Source organism: Edaphobacillus lindanitolerans (genome assembly GCF_900156305.1).
GTDB classification, from domain to species: domain Bacteria; phylum Bacillota; class Bacilli; order Bacillales_A; family Planococcaceae; genus Bhargavaea; species Bhargavaea lindanitolerans.
The window spans coordinates 89548-108422 of record NZ_FTPL01000001.1 but is presented as its reverse complement, the minus strand read 5'-3'; the positions used below and the strand labels follow the sequence as shown (position 1 = coordinate 108422).

At 56.3% G+C, this 18875-nt stretch carries 21 protein-coding genes; 20 read left to right on the top strand and 1 reads right to left on the bottom strand.

The window, feature by feature from the left end; genetic code table 11:
- Positions 1 to 32: 32 nt before the first annotated feature.
- A complete protein-coding gene (locus B0B07_RS00500; protein ID WP_076756423.1) occupies positions 33 to 1007 on the bottom strand; it encodes an asparaginase in 975 nt (324 codons plus the stop codon).
- Between the two features lie 69 nt (positions 1008 to 1076).
- Here B0B07_RS00500 and prsW point away from each other — a divergent pair, with 69 nt between their 5' ends.
- The 20 genes from prsW to aroC all read left to right on the top strand — a co-directional run bounded on the left by prsW (position 1077) and on the right by aroC (position 18875).
- Positions 1077 to 1760: a glutamic-type intramembrane protease PrsW gene (gene prsW, locus B0B07_RS00495; RefSeq protein WP_076756422.1), complete on the top strand. Its 684-nt coding sequence runs from the start codon at positions 1077 to 1079 to the stop codon at positions 1758 to 1760.
- Positions 1761 to 1855: 95 nt separating this feature from the next.
- A complete protein-coding gene (gene sleB / locus B0B07_RS00490; protein ID WP_076757439.1) occupies positions 1856 to 2626 on the top strand; it encodes a spore cortex-lytic enzyme in 771 nt (256 codons plus the stop codon).
- Positions 2627 to 2635: 9 nt separating this feature from the next.
- Positions 2636 to 3925 carry a PepSY1/2 domain-containing protein gene (locus tag B0B07_RS00485; protein WP_076756421.1) on the top strand — a complete coding sequence of 430 codons (1290 nt, stop codon included), beginning with the start codon at positions 2636 to 2638 and terminating at the stop codon, positions 3923 to 3925.
- 129 nt (positions 3926 to 4054) lie between these two features.
- The gene (cmk, locus tag B0B07_RS00480; RefSeq protein WP_076756420.1) at positions 4055 to 4729 is read left to right on the top strand and encodes a (d)CMP kinase; all 675 of its coding nucleotides are present in this window, start codon (positions 4055 to 4057) and stop codon (positions 4727 to 4729) included.
- The gene (locus B0B07_RS00475) at positions 4729 to 5328 is read left to right on the top strand and encodes a lysophospholipid acyltransferase family protein (protein ID WP_076756419.1); all 600 of its coding nucleotides are present in this window, start codon (positions 4729 to 4731) and stop codon (positions 5326 to 5328) included. Before cmk ends, B0B07_RS00475 begins: the two co-directional genes overlap by 1 nt.
- Positions 5329 to 5394: 66 nt before the next feature.
- Entirely contained in the window at positions 5395 to 6576 is a 1182-nt protein-coding gene (rpsA, locus tag B0B07_RS00470) for a 30S ribosomal protein S1 (RefSeq protein ID WP_076756418.1), read from the top strand.
- 264 nt (positions 6577 to 6840) lie between these two features.
- A complete protein-coding gene (locus tag B0B07_RS00465) occupies positions 6841 to 7356 on the top strand; it encodes a DUF6584 family protein (RefSeq protein WP_076756417.1) in 516 nt (171 codons plus the stop codon).
- Positions 7357 to 7736: 380 nt separating this feature from the next.
- A complete protein-coding gene (gene der, locus B0B07_RS00460) occupies positions 7737 to 9047 on the top strand; it encodes a ribosome biogenesis GTPase Der (protein WP_076756416.1) in 1311 nt (436 codons plus the stop codon).
- 22 nt (positions 9048 to 9069) lie between these two features.
- Positions 9070 to 10092: an NAD(P)H-dependent glycerol-3-phosphate dehydrogenase gene (locus B0B07_RS00455; RefSeq protein ID WP_076756415.1), complete on the top strand. Its 1023-nt coding sequence runs from the start codon at positions 9070 to 9072 to the stop codon at positions 10090 to 10092.
- A 30-nt stretch (positions 10093 to 10122) separates the two neighbouring features.
- Positions 10123 to 10326, top strand: coding sequence for a DUF2768 domain-containing protein (locus B0B07_RS00450; RefSeq protein ID WP_076756414.1), 204 nt, complete (start codon positions 10123 to 10125; stop codon positions 10324 to 10326).
- 5 nt (positions 10327 to 10331) lie between these two features.
- Positions 10332 to 11039: a hypothetical protein gene (locus tag B0B07_RS00445; protein ID WP_076756413.1), complete on the top strand. Its 708-nt coding sequence runs from the start codon at positions 10332 to 10334 to the stop codon at positions 11037 to 11039.
- 96 nt (positions 11040 to 11135) lie between these two features.
- Positions 11136 to 12614 carry a stage IV sporulation protein A gene (spoIVA, locus tag B0B07_RS00440; protein ID WP_076756412.1) on the top strand — a complete coding sequence of 493 codons (1479 nt, stop codon included), beginning with the start codon at positions 11136 to 11138 and terminating at the stop codon, positions 12612 to 12614.
- 270 nt (positions 12615 to 12884) lie between these two features.
- A complete protein-coding gene (locus tag B0B07_RS00435; protein ID WP_076756411.1) occupies positions 12885 to 13157 on the top strand; it encodes an HU family DNA-binding protein in 273 nt (90 codons plus the stop codon).
- Positions 13158 to 13353: 196 nt separating this feature from the next.
- Positions 13354 to 13923, top strand: coding sequence for a GTP cyclohydrolase I FolE (gene folE / locus B0B07_RS00430; RefSeq protein WP_076756410.1), 570 nt, complete (start codon positions 13354 to 13356; stop codon positions 13921 to 13923).
- A 73-nt stretch (positions 13924 to 13996) separates the two neighbouring features.
- Positions 13997 to 14218 carry a trp RNA-binding attenuation protein MtrB gene (gene mtrB, locus B0B07_RS00425; RefSeq protein WP_076756409.1) on the top strand — a complete coding sequence of 74 codons (222 nt, stop codon included), beginning with the start codon at positions 13997 to 13999 and terminating at the stop codon, positions 14216 to 14218.
- A gap of 62 nt (positions 14219 to 14280) precedes the next feature.
- Positions 14281 to 15072: a heptaprenyl diphosphate synthase component 1 gene (locus B0B07_RS00420; RefSeq protein WP_076756408.1), complete on the top strand. Its 792-nt coding sequence runs from the start codon at positions 14281 to 14283 to the stop codon at positions 15070 to 15072.
- 5 nt (positions 15073 to 15077) lie between these two features.
- Positions 15078 to 15782, top strand: a complete 705-nt coding sequence (locus B0B07_RS00415) for a demethylmenaquinone methyltransferase (RefSeq protein WP_076756407.1) — start codon at positions 15078 to 15080, stop codon at positions 15780 to 15782.
- An 18-nt stretch (positions 15783 to 15800) separates the two neighbouring features.
- A complete protein-coding gene (locus B0B07_RS00410) occupies positions 15801 to 16775 on the top strand; it encodes a polyprenyl synthetase family protein (protein WP_076756406.1) in 975 nt (324 codons plus the stop codon).
- Between the two features lie 102 nt (positions 16776 to 16877).
- Positions 16878 to 17324: a nucleoside-diphosphate kinase gene (ndk, locus tag B0B07_RS00405; RefSeq protein WP_076756405.1), complete on the top strand. Its 447-nt coding sequence runs from the start codon at positions 16878 to 16880 to the stop codon at positions 17322 to 17324.
- A gap of 369 nt (positions 17325 to 17693) precedes the next feature.
- Positions 17694 to 18875 carry a chorismate synthase gene (gene aroC / locus B0B07_RS00400; protein WP_076756404.1) on the top strand — a complete coding sequence of 394 codons (1182 nt, stop codon included), beginning with the start codon at positions 17694 to 17696 and terminating at the stop codon, positions 18873 to 18875.

Sequence of the window (18875 nt, the reverse complement as noted above, 5' to 3'; positions counted from 1 at the left end):
GGCCTGCCGGGTATCCGTTTTTCCGTTTCAGTTTAATGTCCCTTTAAGGATTTTGCGATTTCTTCGACCGGGAGTCCGGCGGAGAGGGCGATGAGCAGCTGAAGCCTGGCCTTTTGGCCGCTCAGCCCGTGTGCGAAGATGACGCCCTCCTCCTCTAGCATCCGGCCGCCGCCTTCGTAGCCGTAGACCGGCTGGGCGATGCCGTTGAAGCAGCGGGATACAAGAACGACCGGTATGTCCTCCTCCAGCAGCCTGCGGATGCCCGGCAGGACGGACGGCGGTACATTGCCCTGGCCGAGCCCTTCAAGGACGACGCCTGCGTACCCGGCTGCTGCGGAGTGGATGAGGAATTCAGAATCCATGCCTGCATACACTTTCAGCAGGGCGACGGGTCCGCCGATTTCGCCGATCTCGAAATGCGGCCTGGAGAGCGGCGCATGATGGAAATGGACATGCCCGTTTGCCACCAGTCCAATCGGCCCGTATTGCGGGCTCTGGAAAGTCGAGACGTTGGAGGTGTGTGTCTTGGTGACGTTCTGTGCGGTATGGATCTCATCATTCAGGACGACGAGGACCCCCTTTCCGCGCGATTCATCGTCGGATGCGACCCGGATTGCAGACAAAACGTTATGGACTCCGTCCGAACCGATTTCGTCCGCACTTCTCATTGCGCCGGTGAGCACGACGGGTATCTGTCCGTCTAGGGTCAGGTCGAGGAAAAATGCGGTCTCCTCCAGTGTATCTGTCCCATGGGTGATGACGACGCCGTCTATTGTCTGACTGGCCGCCGTCCTCTCGATGAGCAGCTTGAGCTCCAGCATATGCCGGGGAGTGATATGGGGGGACGGGAGGTTGAATGCCTCCATTTCGATGATATCGCCAAGCACATCCAATTTCGCAAACTCACCCATGATCGGGTTGTATTGTGCGGGAGAGACCGAGCCCGCTTCATCGGTCGTCATCGAAATGGTCCCGCCCGTGTGAATGAGCAAAAGGGTTTTCTTCATATATTTAACCTCCTGGCCGGCTGCGCCGTGTTATAATTGGCCTGATGCCTGTAGAAAGGGGGGCGCTCCATGTTTATGCTGTTGACGGTGGCGATCGCCCCCGGCCTGGCATTGTTCAGTTACTTCTATTTACGCAAACAGATTCAGAAAGAACCTTCCAAGAATCTTTTTCATTCTTATATTTATGGCATGTTCCTTACATTCCCGATCCTCTTCATCCAATTCGTGTTTGAGGAGGAGGGGGTATTCCATTCCGACTTTTTCCGTGAAACCTTGTTTACAAGCGGCCTTGAAGAATTCTTCAAGTGGCTCGTCCTCTTCATCGTCGTCTACCGGCATGTGGGTTTCCAGGATCCGTATGACGGGATTCTGTACGGCGCGTCGGTGTCTCTCGGCTTTGCCACCGTCGAAAACATCCTCTATCTTCTCACATTCGGCATGGATCAGGCTTTGATGCGGGCGCTGCTGCCCGTCTCAAGCCATGCGCTGTTCGGCGTCGTGATGGGGTATTACCTCGGGCAGGCGAAGTTCGTCCAGGAGACCTCCACGAGGCCGATGCTGTTCATGTCGCTCCTCAGCGCGTTCGGACTCCATTTCATCTACAACGCCATTCTCCAGGCAGGCGGGACGTATAATCTGTACCTGCTCGTCCCGTTCATGCTGTTCCTTTGGTGGTTCGCCCTGACGAAAGTAAAACGGGCACATCTCCTGACGATCGACCGATATATAGAGGAGCAGCGGGCGATCCGCTAAAATCCGGCATATGCCGGATTTTTTTATTCATATTCGGGCAGATTGAGCACAACCTACCAAAGAGAGGAGGAAGTGCCTTGGCTCAGAAACGGCCAATCAGGAAGACACACGCATTATTAGCCCTGCTTCTTGCCTTCGTGCTCACGGTACCTGCGGACAAAGAGGCCTTCAGCGGCCAGGATATCGGCCGCGGGGCATTCGGGGACGATGTCATCGAACTTCAGGCGAGACTCCAGTGGATCGGTCGGTATGAAGGGAAAATCGACGGAAAGTTCGGCTACGGGACGTACTGGGCGCTCCGGAACTTCCAGGAAGCGTACGGTCTCCCGATTGACGGTGTGGCAGGCAGCGCCACCAAATCCAAACTGTCTTCTGTATCAAAATATCATAAACAATTTGTGATGGACAACATCGCGGCCGGAAACACGTTCACCCATTATGGCGGGACTCCCCTGGAGGCCCAGGTGAAAAAAGGCGGCGGCGGCCAGCAGGCGAACCTTCCCGCCGGGTACAGTGACCGGGATATCCAGCTCATCGCGAATGCCGTCTATGGCGAGGCAAGAGGAGAACCGTATGAGGGGCAGGTCGCGGTTGCCGCAGTCATCCTGAACCGTGTGGAAAACGCAGACTTTCCGAACACGGTAAGCGGCGTCATCTTCCAGCCGCTCGCTTTCACTGCAGTGGCGGACGGCCAGATCTGGCTGACTCCGAACGAACGGGCGAGGGAAGCGGCCATTGACGCAATCAACGGCTGGGATCCGACCGAGAATGCGCTCTACTACTTCAATCCGGAGACCGCCACCAGCAAATGGATCTGGTCAAGACCGCAGATCAAGACAATCGGAAAGCATATTTTCTGCATGTGAGGGATGAAAATGAAAAAACTGCTGTTCCTGTTCTGTTATGCAACGGTCGCGCTCGCCGTATTCTCCTGGAATGCATCGGCGGAAAACGAGAAGCTGAACCTGCTGCTCAACGGTCAATATTCCAATAAGCTGTCCGAGTCATCCGAACAGCTGACCGACCTTGAACGGGAAGTGAGAAAAGTGCTTCTTTACCGCGATGAGTCATCGGCTGCAGAGCCGCTCGGCAATATTTGGAGGCTCTCGTCCGAGATGAAGAACAATTTGTCTTCATTGCCGCTCGACCATCACTTCTCGACCGAATGGATGAACTACCTGACCCGTCTCGGTGACTATGCGGATCTGGCGTCACGCGGCGCCATCCCTCAGGAAAAGTGGGAAAAGGCCCTCGGCAACGCCGCCGCAAACCTTTCCGACTTTTCGGGTGAATGGTCGGTTGCGACGGAAGATATGTTCACAGGCGGCACCGGGCCGGATGAATGGTTCGCGAGCATGGAGGGGGAAGTGCCGGACAAGCGCTGGGCGAATCTCGGTCATGCGGTGAAAACCTATGCGGAATCCGACTTCCCGCTCACAACGAGCGAACATGACGAACAAAAGAAGAAGGATCTACAGCTCCTGTCGGATCAACCGGTCAAGCGGGAGGACGTGATCCGGGAGTTCAAAAATCTGTTCCCGGGCCTTGAGGGTGCCTCCGTCCATGTGAGCGAAAGCCGCAAAGATGCCGTGTATCCGTTTTACCATATCCGGTTCCAGGACGGGGTCCGCTTCGGGTATGCCGACTTCACCAAGAAAGGCGGACATCTGCTGAGCCTCCTCATCGAGCGCCCGGCCGGGGAGGGGAAACTGTCGGAGGCGGAGATCCGTGATAAGGCTGGCCAATTTTTGAAGCAGGCGGGCTATGAAGACGTCGTCTTCGAGGAATCCCGCGAGAACTCCAACTACTGGCACCTTTCATTCGTCCGCATTGACTCCAAGACCGGCGCCAAAGTGTTTGCAGACGGAATCCAGGTGAAGGCGGCGAAAGACAACGGGGAAATTCTCGGCGTGAACTCGATGGAATACATCCAGAAAGAAGACTTGAAGCCTCAGCCGATCAAGCCATTCGATCCCGGCAAATTCTTCTCCGCCGGCACGGAAGTCCATTCCAGCGAACTTGCCTACACTGCAAACCGGGAACTCGTCCAGCGGCTCTGCCACCTGCTCATCGTTACGAAAGAGACGGGCGGCCAAAAAGACACTTACCGGGTCATGGTCGACACGGACACCGGCGAAGTGCTCAAAAACGAACTCCTGCACTGATGAACGGCAGGGGAGCGGCATGGATGCCGCCCCCTGCCGCTTTGTTTTTTTGTCCGGGGCAAACCCGAAGCGCCTCTTTGGGGGCCATTATGGTACAATGGGTTCGAATTGACTATAGGAGAGTTGAAGATGGACATGAAGATTCGGATTGCGATCGACGGCCCCGCGGCTGCAGGAAAAAGTACAATTGCGAAGCTTGTTGCCGGCAGGCTTGGGTATACATATATCGACACCGGCGCAATGTACCGGGCCCTGACGTATAAGGCGCTGCAGGCGGGCATAGATTTGGAGAAGGCCGGGGAGGTTGAAGCCCTGCTGCCGGGCACCCAGATCATCCTTGAACCGGGGGCAGACGGCCAGACCGTCCTCCTGGATGGTGAAGATGTAACCGCAGTCATCAGGACAGCCCCGGTGACGAACGGGGTATCCGCCGTCTCGGCACACGCCGGGGTCCGTGCATACATGGTGGCAGAACAGCGCCGGATGGCACGGGAAGGAGGAGTGGTCATGGACGGCCGTGACATCGGCACCGCCGTCATCCCTGATGCGGAACTCAAGGTGTTCATGACGGCAAGCGTCGAGGAGCGTGCCCGACGGCGTCATCTGGAAAACCTTGCACGCGGATTCGACTCGGATCCCGAGCAGCTGGCACGCGAAATTGCCCTGCGCGACAAAAAGGACAGCGAGCGGAAAGTGTCCCCTCTCATCCGTGCGGAGGATGCGGTACTGCTCGATACGACCGACATGTCGATCGAAGAGGCGGCGGATGCCATCATCGGGCTTGCCGGGAAGAAGGTGGGCTGATGGACTTTTATCATTTTGCAAAGTCCGTCGTCTACGGGCTGCTTAAACCCCTTTACCGGCTCGACGTGAAGGGGACTGAGCATTTTCCGGAAACGGGCGGCGTCCTGCTCTGTGCCAATCATACAAGCCTGCTTGATCCGCCGACCGTCGGCATCACTGCGCCGAGACCTGTCAGCTTCATGGCAAAGGCGGAACTTTTCGAGGCGCCCATCCTCAATAAACTGCTTCCGGGACTTCATGTCTTCCCCGTCAAGAGGGGGCTGAGCGACAGGTCCGCCGTCCGGACCGCACTCGGACTGCTGAAGGATGGCGGGGTTGTCGGAATGTTTCCGGAAGGAACGCGAAGCAAAGACGGAACTCTCGGCAAACCGATGTCCGGTGCCGGGTTCTTCGCGCTTAAGGGCGGGGATGCGGTCGTCGTCCCGTGTGCGGTCATCGGACAGTACAAGCCTTTCCGGAAGGTGAAGATCCGGTTCGGCCGGCCGATCGATATCACGCCTTACCGGGAGCGCCGGGCTTCGGCGGATGAGGTGGCGGAAATGATCATGGAACACATCGCCAAGCTCATCTCGGAAGAAAAACGGCCCGAAAAAGCATAATTTTTTGTTTTTATAAACGGTTTCGCATAAAATGGATTAAGGAACCTTTATGGAGGAGGACTAGGCATGAGTGAAGAGATGAACAATGTGGAACAAAACATGGAAGATCAGGAAATCCTTGAATTCAAACAAGGAGACCGGGTAAAAGGAACGGTCGATAAAATTGAAGACAAATCCGTGACGGTGACAATCCCGGGGGCGCCGTTCGACGGAGTCATCCCGATCAGCGAATTGTCAAGCCTCCATATCGAAAAGGCGTCCGATGCAGTCCAGGTCGGAGACGAACTGGAACTCATCATCATCAAAGTGGAAAACGATAATGAGAACTTCGTTCTTTCTAAGCGCAAGGTGGATGCGGAAGCTGCATGGGACGACCTGAAAGCGAAATTCGATTCCGGCGAGACGATCACTGCAGAGGTCAAGGACGTCGTCAAGGGCGGCCTTGTCGTGGATCTCGGCGTGCGCGGCTTCGTTCCGGCCTCCCTTGTGGAAGATCACTATGTGGAATCGTTCGATGACTACAAAGGCCGCGAGATGACCTTCAAGATCGTCGAGATGGACAAGGAGAAAAATCGCCTGATCCTTTCTCACCGCGCAGTCATCGAAGCCGAAAAAGAATCGATGAAGGATGAGGTGCTGAACCGCATCCAGGACGGCGATGTCCTTGAAGGAACGGTTCAGCGGATCGCATCGTTTGGTGCGTTCGTCGATATCGGCGGCGTGGACGGGCTGGTCCATATTTCCCAGGTCGCCCATGGCCATGTCGACCAGGTGAGTGATGTGCTGAAGGAAGGCGACAAAGTGAGCGTCAAGGTCCTTTCCGTGGACCGCGACAACGAGCGCATCTCGCTCTCGATCAAGGATACGCTTCCAGGACCTTGGGCAGACATCGAAGAGAAGGCGCCAAAAGGCTCCGTCCATACCGGTACAGTCAAGCGGATCGTCTCGTACGGCGCATTCGTGGAAGTATTCCCGGGCGTGGAAGGACTCGTCCATATTTCCCAGATGGCCCATCACCATATCGGCACGCCTCATGAAGTGATCGAGGAAGGCCAGGAAGTCCAGGTCAAGGTGCTGGATGTAAACAAGGGGGACAAGCGCCTTTCCCTGTCGATCAAGGAGATGCTCCCGCGTGAAGACGGCGGACAGCGTGAAGTCCAGCGCGACGAATATGAACTTCCCGAGGAGAACAAAGGCTTCTCGATCAGCGACGTGATCGGAGACAAGCTCAAAGGATTCTCCGAGTGATAAAACAGTAAATCAAAAGACGGTGATGGCAGAGAGATCGGCCATCACCGTTTTTTTGTGCAGTCCGACGCGCATCAACGCTGTGCCGCAAGATTCATATAGAATCGTAGCCGGTTTTCACTATAAGAACTTGCCCGGCTCTTCCGTTCACCGGCTACTTCATGGTCGGTGCCGAGATACGAAACCGGCTGTTTAAAGGAATCCGTTCCTTCCCTGTCGTATTTATCAGCAAAACAACGGGACTTAGGTTTTCCATTCATGTGTATGGAGGTGTTAGCACTGGAGGGTATACCCGGGAAGACATTAATGAAAATCGAGATGGATATCGAGAATCAAGATCTTGGGCGCGCAAGAGACAGGCTGCATGGGCTGATATCTACGTATCCCAATGAACTGAAGCTTCGGAGAAGATTGGGGGATGTTTATCATTTGCTCCAATACCCTGCGATGGCCGGCCGTTATTGGTATTTGGAACTGGATAAGACGGCGGATATGGTATCGGCGTGTTCCGAGTTTGAAAAGGCGATGGGCAAGGATCCGGTGAGAATCGCCAGGGCAGTGAAATTTAAAGGGGACTGTGACTTGATCAGCGATCCGGAACTCAGGAAAATCGTTGCGCGGATTCAGAAAGATGCCGAAAAAGAAGGTTTAGAAGACTTTGGGGAATTCAAAGAGACATGGGGTGATAAACTATTTTTGGTCGGCTGTATTTCGGTGGTTTTAATCACCTTGTTCTTTATCGTATTGGGCGTGTACCAGTTCAACCAATGGATCTGGTGACCGCATCGCTTGAACCGATCACGAGGTTTTTTATCATCCGCAGCGGAACCGTCTCCAAGAGGAAGCAGATTTGTTGGATGCGTGTTCTTGAAAGATCGGACACGGATCGAAAACGAAGCCGCCGCCCGGGAATCCGGCGGCGGCCTGTCCGTTTAATGGCATTTTCCGAGCCTCCCCGGCCTCCCCGCATTCCATGACCTGCGCGAGGGAAGCGGGGTCCGGACCTTTCCAAATACAGACGGCCAGGATCAGTGTTCACTGAATCTAAACATGCTTGTATGGCGAGTGTTCCGCTTTCTTGTGTATAATGGCAGAAGATGAAGCGAGATGATTCCTGTCCGGCTCAGGCCGGACGGAATGATCCCGGAAGGGTGGAACCAATGAACAAACCGACAGTAGCGATCGTCGGCCGGCCGAACGTCGGCAAGTCGACGATTTTTAACCGTATCGTCGGCGAACGGATTTCGATCGTCGAAGACATCCCGGGCGTCACGAGAGACCGGATCTACAGTTCTGCAGATTGGCTGAACCATGAGTTCAATCTCATAGACACCGGCGGGATCGACATCGGGGACGAGCCGTTCCTCGAACAGATCCGCCAGCAGGCGGAAATCGCCATTGACGAAGCGGACGTCATCATTTTCCTGACGAACGGGCGGGAAGGCGTGACCGCTGCCGATGAGCAAGTGGCCAAAATCCTGTACAAGACGAAGAAACCGGTCGTCCTGGCAGTCAACAAAGTGGACAATCCGGATATGCGCGACATGATCTATGACTTTTATTCGCTCGGCTTCGGGGAACCTTTCCCGATTTCTGGATCACACGGCCTCGGCCTCGGTGACCTTCTGGACGAGGCGGCCAGGAACTTCCCCGAACCGTCGGAAGAGGAGATCGAAGACGATGTAATCCGCTTTTCACTCATCGGGCGCCCGAACGTAGGGAAGTCCTCGCTCGTCAATGTCTTCCTCGGCGAGGAGCGCGTCATTGTCAGTGACATCGCCGGTACGACACGTGATGCGATCGACAGTGATTTTATCAGTGACGGCCAGAAATATAAGGTCATCGACACGGCCGGCATGCGGAAAAAAGGGAAGGTCTATGAATCCACGGAGAAGTACAGCGTCCTCCGGGCGCTCCGTGCGATCGAACGATCTGATGTCGTCCTCGTCGTCCTGAACGGAGAGGAAGGGATCCGCGAGCAGGACAAGCGGATTGCCGGCTATGCGCACGAAGCGGGGAAGGGCATCATCATCGTCGTCAACAAGTGGGATGCCGTGGAAAAGGATGAAAAGACGATGAACCGGATGACGGAAAACATCCGGGACAACTTCCAGTTCCTGGACTATGCGCCGATCGTCTTCGTCTCGGCGAAAACACGGCAGCGCGTATTCCAGATCCTCGACACCGTCAAGAGGGTGAGCGAAAACCATGCACTCCGCATTCAGTCGAGCATCCTCAACGAAGTGATTGAAGATGCGGTTGCGATGAATCCGGCACCTTCGGACAAAGGCCGCAAGCTGAGGATTTATTACATGACGCAAGTCCAGGTAAAGCCGCCGACTTTTGTCGTCTTCGTGAACGATCCGGAGATCATGCACTTCTCCTATGAGCGGTTCCTTCAGAACAAACTGCGTGAATCATTCGGTTTCGAAGGGACGCCGATCCGTCTCCTGACGAGAAAACGAAGCTGATGAATGAAAGGATTTGAATGCAATGACGAAGGTGACGGTGCTCGGTGCCGGGAGCTGGGGAACTGCCCTGGCGACGGTCCTCGCCGACAACGGACACGACTGCACGATCTGGGCAAGACGCCCGGAGCAGGCGGAGGAGATCAACTCCCGACATACGAATGAACGATACTTGCCGGGTGCCCTTCTGCCGGAGAACCTGAAGGCGGAGGCCAGCCTGGAACAGGCCGTGGACGGCTCCGACGTCATCGTGGTCGCGGTACCGACCACTGGGATCCGCGGCGTATGCCGGGAGCTGAACAACATCCTTGAAAAGCCCGTCTTGTTCGCCCATGTCTCCAAGGGCATCGAACCGGATTCGTTGAAGCGGATCAGCGAGATGATGGCCGAGGAGATCAGGGAAAATCTCAGGCAGGGGATAGTCGTCCTGTCCGGTCCGAGCCATGCGGAAGAAGTCATTCTCCGTCATCCGACGACCGTGACGGCCGCGAATGAAGATCCGGAACTGGCCGTCCGGATCCAGGATCTGTTCATGAACCGGGTGTTCCGTGTGTACACCAACGATGATGTCATCGGCGTGGAGATCGGCGGTGCACTGAAAAACATTATCGCCCTGGCCGCCGGCGTTTCGGACGGACTCGGATACGGGGACAATGCAAAGGCTGCCCTCATCACGCGCGGACTGGCGGAAATCTCCCGGCTCGGCGTGGCGATGGGCGCAAACCCGATGACGTTCTCCGGTTTGACGGGGCTTGGCGACCTGATCGTCACCTGCACGAGCGTCCACTCACGCAACTGGCGGGCAGGCAATATGCTCGGCAAGGGAATGAGCCTGGACGAGGTGCTGGAGCAGATGGGGATGGTCGTCGAAGGCGTCCGGACAACAAAGGCCGCCAGGCAGCTGGCCGAGAGTTGCAGCGTCCCGATGCCGATCACGCAGGCGCTATATTCCGTCCTGTTTGAAGGAGCCGAGCCCCGCAAAGCGGTGGACAGTCTCATGGGACGGCTGAAGAAACATGAAATTGAAGATCTGTTCGGAATGTCTTGATGGCATCCGGCACTGAAAGGTGGATCCGCATTGTCATCGCTGGATAAAATGTGGCTGTCGTTTTATGCGATGGGGGCCATGTTCGTCTGCATGTTCCTCATCAGCTTCAGCCGCAATAAACTCAAAAACAAGGTATTGAAATTCGTCTTTTCCCTCGTGGCCTGGCTTCTGCTCATCTTTGCCTTCTTCGGCATGGTCTATGTGGTCTTCAGCGGACCGACGGGAGGAGCGTGATCAATTTGAAAAAAACTTTTTTGGCCATATTGATTTCGTGCATCGTCCTCCTCGGCGGCTGCATGATGCCCGATAAGGAGAAAGGCCCGGGCTCGATCCCATACGAAGAACAGCTGCAGTCGGTGCAGGGCGCAGTCGGCCAGTACCAGGAAAAGACCGGCGGACTGCTGCCGATCAAGACACGCGATCAGGATGTGGATCCGTTCATCAAGTACCCGATCGAGTTTTCCAAGATCGTCCCTGCCTATATGGAGAAAATCCCGTCCAATGCCTATGAGACCGGCGGCATTTATCAATATGTCCTGATGGACGTGGAGGACAATCCGACCGTCAAGCTTGTGGATCTGCACGGCCCGGAACGGATCCGGGAGTTGAATCTCCGCAAAGGCGTGAACGGGCATGTCCCGATTGAAGAAATGATCACGGGCAACGTATTCAAACCGAACTTCGCGGCTATGGGGCTGAAAGAAGCGCCGACCGTCAAGAGCCCGTATTCATCACATGAACTTCCGTTCGTCCTTTCGTCGGACGGCAATTTCTATATCGATTACACTGCGGACCTTCATCAGAAACTCCTTGATGGAGAGGCCAAGGTAAAACCGGGTGAGGACATCCGCCATATCCTCTATGACGATTCTCCGATCCTGCCGGCCTACAGCCTGCCGTACACGGTGGACAAAGACGGAAATCCCGTGTTCATGGACAAGAAGTGAACCGGAAAGATTCCGCAATCGAAGCGCTTCATGCATGCCGCATGAAGCGCTTCTGTCGTGCATACAATGAATTGCGCAGAAAAGGAGGGCGAAAGGTTGAGCGAAGCATTGTATGAAGAATTGGCGAAACGCACTGACGGGGATATCTACATCGGCGTCGTCGGGCCGGTACGCGTCGGAAAATCGACATTCGTAAAACGAGTCATGGAAGAAGTCGTCATTCCGAATATGGTCGAGGAAGCGGACAGGACGAGAGCGCAGGATGAATTGCCGCAAAGCTCGCCGGGTCCCGTCATCATGACGGCGGAGCCGAAATTCGTTCCGGCAAGGGGGACAGGCATCTCGGTCGGGGACGGGGGACTGACGTTCCAGATCCGGCTTGCGGACTGTGTCGGCTATGTCATTGACGGGGTGAAGGGGCATATGGACGACGACGGGCCGAAATTCGTCCATACCCCGTGGCACAATGAACCGGTGCCGTTTGAGGAAGCGGCCCGGATCGGCACCGACAAGGTGATCCGCGATCATTCGACGATCGGCGTCGTCATGACGACGGACGGGTCTGTGAACAACATTCCCCGGGCATCGGCACTCCGGGCGGAGGAAGAGATTGTCGGCAAGCTGAAAGAAATCGGGAAGCCGTTCGTCATCGTCCTGAACAGCAGGATGCCTGCCCACACGGATACGGTTGCCCTGAAGGAAGAGCTCAGTGAGAAATACAGCGTCCCGGTCATCGCCATCAGTGCAGACCAGCTGAATGCATCCGAGATCCAGCTCATCCTGAAAGAAGCATTGTTTGAGTTCCCGATTTCCGAGATTGAGCTGCTGAAGCCCGAATGGATGGATGTGCTTGATGAAGACCATGCACTGAATGCCTCGATCCGGACCCGCCTCGACGAAGGGCTTTCATCCATCTCGAAAATCCGCGACGTCCAGGCGCTGGCCGCTTCCCTCCAGGAAGAGCCGTTCATCAAGCGGGCGGAAGTGACCGATGTGGATGCGGGGCAGGGGAAGGCAACCATCCGGGTCGAAACAGAGGATGATGTGTACCACTCGGTCTGCGACGAGATGATGGGCGAACCGATCCGGACGAAGAAGGACTGGCTGCTCTTCATCAAGGACTCGGTGAAATCCAGAGAGGCATTCGGCCGGTATGAGGATGCCATCGAATCCGCGAAGACGACCGGCTACGGCGTCACGCTCCCGGGCATCCACGACTTTGAACCGACACCGCCCGAGCTCATCAAGCAGAACAATTTCTTCGGCGTACGCATGAAGGCGAAAGCCCCGTCCCTCCACATCATGCGGATCGACATGGAGGCCGAATTCTCTCCGCTCATCGGTTCGGAATTCCACAGCCTCCAGCTTCTGAAAGATCTGAAGGAAGCCTACCTCAATGACCGTGAAGCGCTCTGGTCCACCCAGTTGTTCGGGACCCCGCTCCATGAAGTCATGAAGGAAAGCATCCGATTCAAGACGACCGCCGTACCTGAACGGGCCCGGAACCGGATCCGGGAGACGATGGAGCAGATGGTGAACGACGGCAACAAAGGCATGGTGACCTTCATCCTGTAATCATGTATGGGCATCCGCGTCCGGCGGCATGTCCTTTTTCTTTTTCCTCACGCTGTACATAAATTCCAATATTTGATTAACCCGTAATGTCCGGAGGAGAAACGGACGTAAAATTTCAAATTTTTGTTTACGGAGAGGCTGGCAGGGGAAGTCTTTAAAACAGCGCCACAAAGCGCTTAAAGCCCGTGAAACCGGTTGCGGTGCGGGTTTGGATGTGATACTCTTTGTACATGCTTAAGCAAACTTTCTCTTCGGGAGGAGGTGAATGGTGTGAACAAGACAGATTTGGTGAACTCCGTTGCAGAAGCGACCGGCCTTTCACGCAAAGATGCGACGAACGCAGTCGAGTCCGTATTCAACTCGATCAGCGACGCTCTTGCTGAAGGCGACAAGGTGCAACTGATCGGTTTCGGAAACTTCGAAGTACGCGAACGTGCAGCCCGCAAAGGCCGCAACCCGCAATCCGGCGAAGAGATCGAGATCGCGGCGAGCAAAGTTCCTGCGTTCAAGCCAGGGAAAGCTCTGAAAGACGCGGTCAAGTAATAGCTGATTACATAGGACGGCCTCTGTCCCCGCTGCGGGAAAGGGGCCGTCCTTTTGAATTCGCGCACACCCTTGGGGACCGGAATCCCTCATTGTACGCAAGCCGGCGTTTGTGCTAACATTTAGGGGTGTGGCGGCAGGCGGCCAGGTCCTGTATGGACAGGAGACCCCAGCCGCTGATGGAGGGAACGTATTTATGGCAAATGTGGACCACGCGAAAATCCGGGAGGCTGTCACGATGATCCTGGAAGCCATCGGGGAAGACCCTTCCCGCGAAGGGCTGATCGACACCCCGAAACGGGTCGCAAACATGTACGGGGAAGTTTTCTCGGGCATCGACCAGGACCCGAGGGAATATTTCAAGACCGTATTCAATGAAGAACACGATGAGCTTGTCATCGTTAAGGATATACATTTCCAATCCATGTGCGAGCATCATCTGCTGCCGTTCTACGGCAAGGCGCATGTCGCCTACATCCCCAGGGACGGGGCGATTGCCGGGCTGAGCAAACTCGCACGCGCAGTCGAGTCGGTTTCCCGCCGGCCGCAATTGCAGGAGCGCATCACGGCGACCGTCGCAGACGCGCTCGTGGACATGCTGAATCCGGTCGGCGTGTATGTCGTCGTGGAGGCGGAACATATGTGCATGACGATGCGGGGCATCCGGAAACCGGGTTCCAAGACGGTGACATCGGTCGCCCGGGGGATCTTCGAAGATGATGCGGCGAAGCGCGCAGAGATCATCTCGCTCGTCAAAATGTCCTGAATAGAAGCATTTTTGCCGGGTCCGAAAGAACTGTGCTATGATGATTGAGACAAATGGACGGGGGCCAAATCCTATGGGACAGACCGAGTATATCGCCATCAGGGCGCATGAAGACGGAGTCCAGGTGATCGGACTCACGCGCGGTGCCGACACGAAATTCGGCCATGCGGAAAAGCTCGACGAGGGGGAAGTGCTCGTCGCGCAATTCACCGAACATATTTCGGCAGTGAAGGTACGCGGCAAGGCGGAAATCCACACTGCCCACGGAGTACTGAAAAGCGGGCCGGCCGAATAACGGCGGCCCTATTATTTGGCCGCTGCAAAAAGCCGCCGACGTGCAGGATTGGAGCGCGGAACATGAACGCATCACCGATACATATTGAAGTCGAACAATTGAAGACGGAGATCCGGGACCGGCTGTCCAACCGGATGCTCCTTGATTATACGGGAGAACCGGGCATTGGATTCCCGGTACTCTTTTCCCTGATCCTCCCGGAGCTGAACGGGGAGGACTGGCAATCTTCGGACCGGACTGCCGCAACGGCGGTCGGTGCGCTGCATGCGGCCTTTCACGCACATGATTCGATCGAGGACAGGGGCGCTCCTTCACGCCGGCAGCAGCTCACGGTTTTGGCCGGGGACTATTACAGCGGCATCCACTACCGCATCCTCGCCGGCATCCGCGACACCGTCCTTCTCCGGGAGCTCGCGCATTCGGTCATCCGCATGACCGAATGCAAGGCATCGCTCTATGAACGGCAGCCGGGCCGGAGCGCGTCGGATGTGACGGCGGCACTTGATGTGATTGAGGCCGCGGCACTCACCGCATTCCTCCGCAGCCGTGGACTTCCCGGTTACGCGGAAGCGGCAGCGCATGCGCTCGTCGCAGGCCGCCTCGGAAGGGAAAGGGACGATCTTCTGTCCGGACGGTCCACACCGTTTTGTTCTGCCGTGCTTCAGTCCGAAGACATCGGCGGGGACCGCCGGTCCGCGGCGGAATTTCTGGAGGCCGTCCGGCTCGAGACGGTTTCACGCGGGCTGGCAAGTGTGAGGGAGATTAGCCGGCCGGGCCGGCTGGCGCCGGAAGAAATAGCGGCCCATCTGGGGCTGTTCGAGTCAGCGCCCACACAATCGGGAAAGAAGGTCTGAGCAGCATGGATACTCAAAAGGAACAGCGCGTCCATGAGGTGTTTCAGAACATTTCTGGAAACTACGACAAGATGAATTCCGTCATCAGCTTTCAGCAGCATAAGGCATGGCGCCGTGAAATGATGAACAAGATGGCCGTCAGGCCGGGGGCCGACGCGCTTGACGTCTGCTGCGGAACCGGTGACTGGACACTTTCGCTGGCCGACGCGGTCGGGCCGGACGGCACGGTGACCGGGCTTGACTTCTCCGCGAATATGCTGTCCGTTGCAGAGGAGAAAACCGCAGATCGGAAACAGATCCGGCTGGTGGAAGGCAACGCGATCGATCTTCCGTTCAAGGACGGAACGTTTGACTATGTGACGGTCGGATTCGGCCTGAGGAACGTGCCGGACCTGAGAAAGTCACTCTCGGAAATGTACCGGGTGCTGAAGCCGGGAGGCATGATTGCCTGCCTGGAAACCTCCCAGCCGAAACTGCCGGGATACCGGCAATTGTTCAAATTTTACTTCCGGTTCATCATGCCGGTGTTCGGCCGCCTGTTCGCAAAGAAGTTCAAGGAATACCAGTGGCTGCAGGAATCCGCGGACACCTTCCCGGACATGGAACAGCTGGCCCGGATATTCTCGGAGGCGGGGTTCACCCGCGTCTCCTACAAACCGTTCAGCGGCGGAGCTGCCGCGGGGCATATCGGATACAAACGAAAACAATAGCGGGGGAAGGTTTTTCCTTTGGAGAAGATGAAGCTTAAATCGATCTATTCGGAATTCCGGACAGATCTCGACTATATAGAAAGAGAGCTTGAGCGGGCCGTCCGCTCATCGTCTCCTCTGATCGAAGAGGCTTCCCTCGATCTGTTGAAGTCGGGCGGAAAGAGAATCCGGCCCGTCTTCACCCTGCTCTCATCCAAATTCGGAGAGTGTGACCCGGCCGTCACGGCACGGGCCGCCGTTCCTCTTGAGCTGATCCATATGGCGTCGCTCGTTCATGATGATGTGATCGACGATGCCGACCTCAGAAGAGGGACACCGACCGCAAAGTCGCAATGGGGCAACCGTGTCGCCATGTATGTGGGGGATTTTCTCTTCGGACGGGCGCTGGCGACCATCTCGGAGCTGGACGATCCGGAAATCCACCGGGTGCTGTCCAAGACAATGATCGAAATCTGTGTCGGCGAGATCATCCAGATCGAGGACAAGTTTGCAGAACAGCAGAACCTGCGCCACTATTTGCGCAGGATCAAGCGGAAGACCGCACTCCTCATCGCATCCAGCTGTGAGCTCGGCGGGCTTGTATCGGGTGCGGATCCGAAGATCGTCCGTCACCTTGAACGCTTCGGTTATTATATCGGGATGGCATTTCAGATTACGGATGATCTGCTTGATTTCACGGCGACGGAAAAGGAACTCGGCAAACCGGCCGGTAGCGATTTGCTGGACGGCAACATCACCTTGCCCGTCATCCTGGCTTTGCGCGACCCCGAGCTGAAACCGCTCGTCCGGGATGCGCTCGCTGCGGGTGAGGACCGGGCGCCGGTCGACAGGCTGATCCGGCGTATGCGGGGTTCGGAAGCCATCAAGGAAAGCCGGCGCATCAGCAACCTTTATCTGGACAAGGCACTGGATGAAGCCGGGAAACTGCCGGAAAGCCCCGACCGGGAGTCGCTTATCCGTATCGCGAAATTCATCGGGAAGCGGAAATATTGACGGAAGTCCGCTTCTTTTGTTGAAAACACAAGGATGAAAATGGTACGATTCTTGAGGCGGCGGGCTTTCCGCCAACCTCGTGCACAAGGAGTGTTCATTCAAATGGAAAAAACATTTTTGATGGTCAAGCCGGACGGCGTCCAGCGCAACCTCATCGGCGATATTGTCAGCCGTTTCGAACAGAAAGGCTTCCAACTCGTCGGTGCCAAACTGATGCAAATCCCTCAGGAACTCGCTGAGCAACACTACGGCGAGCACAAAGAGCGCCCGTTTTTCGGAGAGCTCGTTGATTTCATCACTTCCGGCCCTGTGTTCGCAATGGTCTGGGAAGGCGAGAACGTCATCTCGACTGCACGCCTCATGATGGGCGCGACGAATCCGAAAGAATCGGCACCCGGGACGATCCGCGGCGACTATGCAGTCACTGTCGGCAAGAACATCATCCACGGTTCCGACTCCCCTGAAAGCGCAGAGCGTGAAATCGGCCTGTTCTTCAAGGCAGAAGAGCTCGTTTCCTACGAAAAGCAAATCAACAACTGGGTCAACTGACCTGAATCCGGCGATTGCCGGGTGGACTGCAGACTACGAGGGGTACTTTCCTCCTGGTCTGCAGTTTTTTCATTGGCATGGATTGCCGTTCCCTTCCTGACCATTGCAGGAAGGCCGGACAACCATTCCGGTCCGATCCGTTTCACGGAAGCCGGATGATAACGGACATTCATGCGGGCAGCCGGCGTGTGCGGCCCCCTCATCCGGACTTTCATCACGCACAGTCCTCAGGCATCATCCCGTCGGCGGATTCATTCTCTTCCATAGAGTAAGCGCTGTCATTCATTCCGTCCCCAAAATGCGCATGAATACTATGAATTGTTATGTTATAGTGGAAAGAAAATGTTTGGAGAGCCTGGGGGGAACATGATGAGATATTTAACAGCAGGAGAGTCTCACGGTCCGCAGCTGACCGCGATAATTGAAGGGCTGCCGTCCAATATGGAACTGACTGCAGAATCGGTGAATAAGGATCTTGCAAGGCGGCAGGGCGGATACGGCCGGGGACGCCGCATGCAGATCGAGAAGGACACAGTGGCCATCACAGCGGGGGTCCGGCACGGGAAGACGATCGGTGCGCCGGTTGCACTGACGGTCACCAATGATGACTGGAAGCACTGGACAAAGATCATGGGCATCGAACCGCTGGCGGAGGGTGTCGATCCAGATGAGATCAAGCGCCGGGTGACCCGGCCGCGTCCGGGCCATGCAGATCTTGTCGGTGGCATGAAGTACGGCCACAGGGACCTGCGGAATGTGCTGGAGCGGTCTTCCGCACGGGAAACGACAATGCGCGTCGCTGCCGGCTCGGTGGCGAAAAGCATGCTGAAGGCGCTCGGGATCGAAGTGACGGCGCATGTCGCGGAGATCGGCGGCATCCAGGCAGATACGACGCTCAGGAACGGCAAGACCGTCAGCGAGATCCGGGAGATCGCTTCCGATGATGCGGTTTACTGCATCGATCCGGAAGCTTCGGAGAAGATGAAGCAGGCGATCGATGACGCCAAAGCGGCCGGAAACTCGATCGGCGGAACCGTCGAAGTGATTGTGGAAGGATGTCCGCCCGGAGTCGGCAGCTACGTTCAGTATGACCGGAAGCTCGATGCCCGGATTGCGGCGGCGATCGTGTCGATCAACGCATTCAAGGGCGTTGAATTCGGGCTCGGCTTCGAGATGGCGCGCCGTCCGGGCAGCGAAGTGCACGACGAGATCGAATGGGACGAGCAAGCGGGATACCGCAGGCGCACGAACAACCTCGGCGGGTTTGAAGGCGGAATGACGACCGGCATGCCGATTGTGGTCCGCGGCGTGATGAAGCCGATTCCGACGCTTTACAAGCCGCTTGAAAGTGTCGACATCGATACGAAGGAACCGTTCAAGGCGAGCATCGAACGCTCGGACAGCTGCGCGGTGCCTGCAGCGTCGGTCGTCGCGGAGCATGTGGTGGCCTGGGAAGTGGCCGCTGCCATTTCAGAGACGTTCCACAGTGACACGATCGAAGGCCTACGGCGCAATATCGATGAGTTTGTCAGCCGTGCGAGGGAGTTCTGA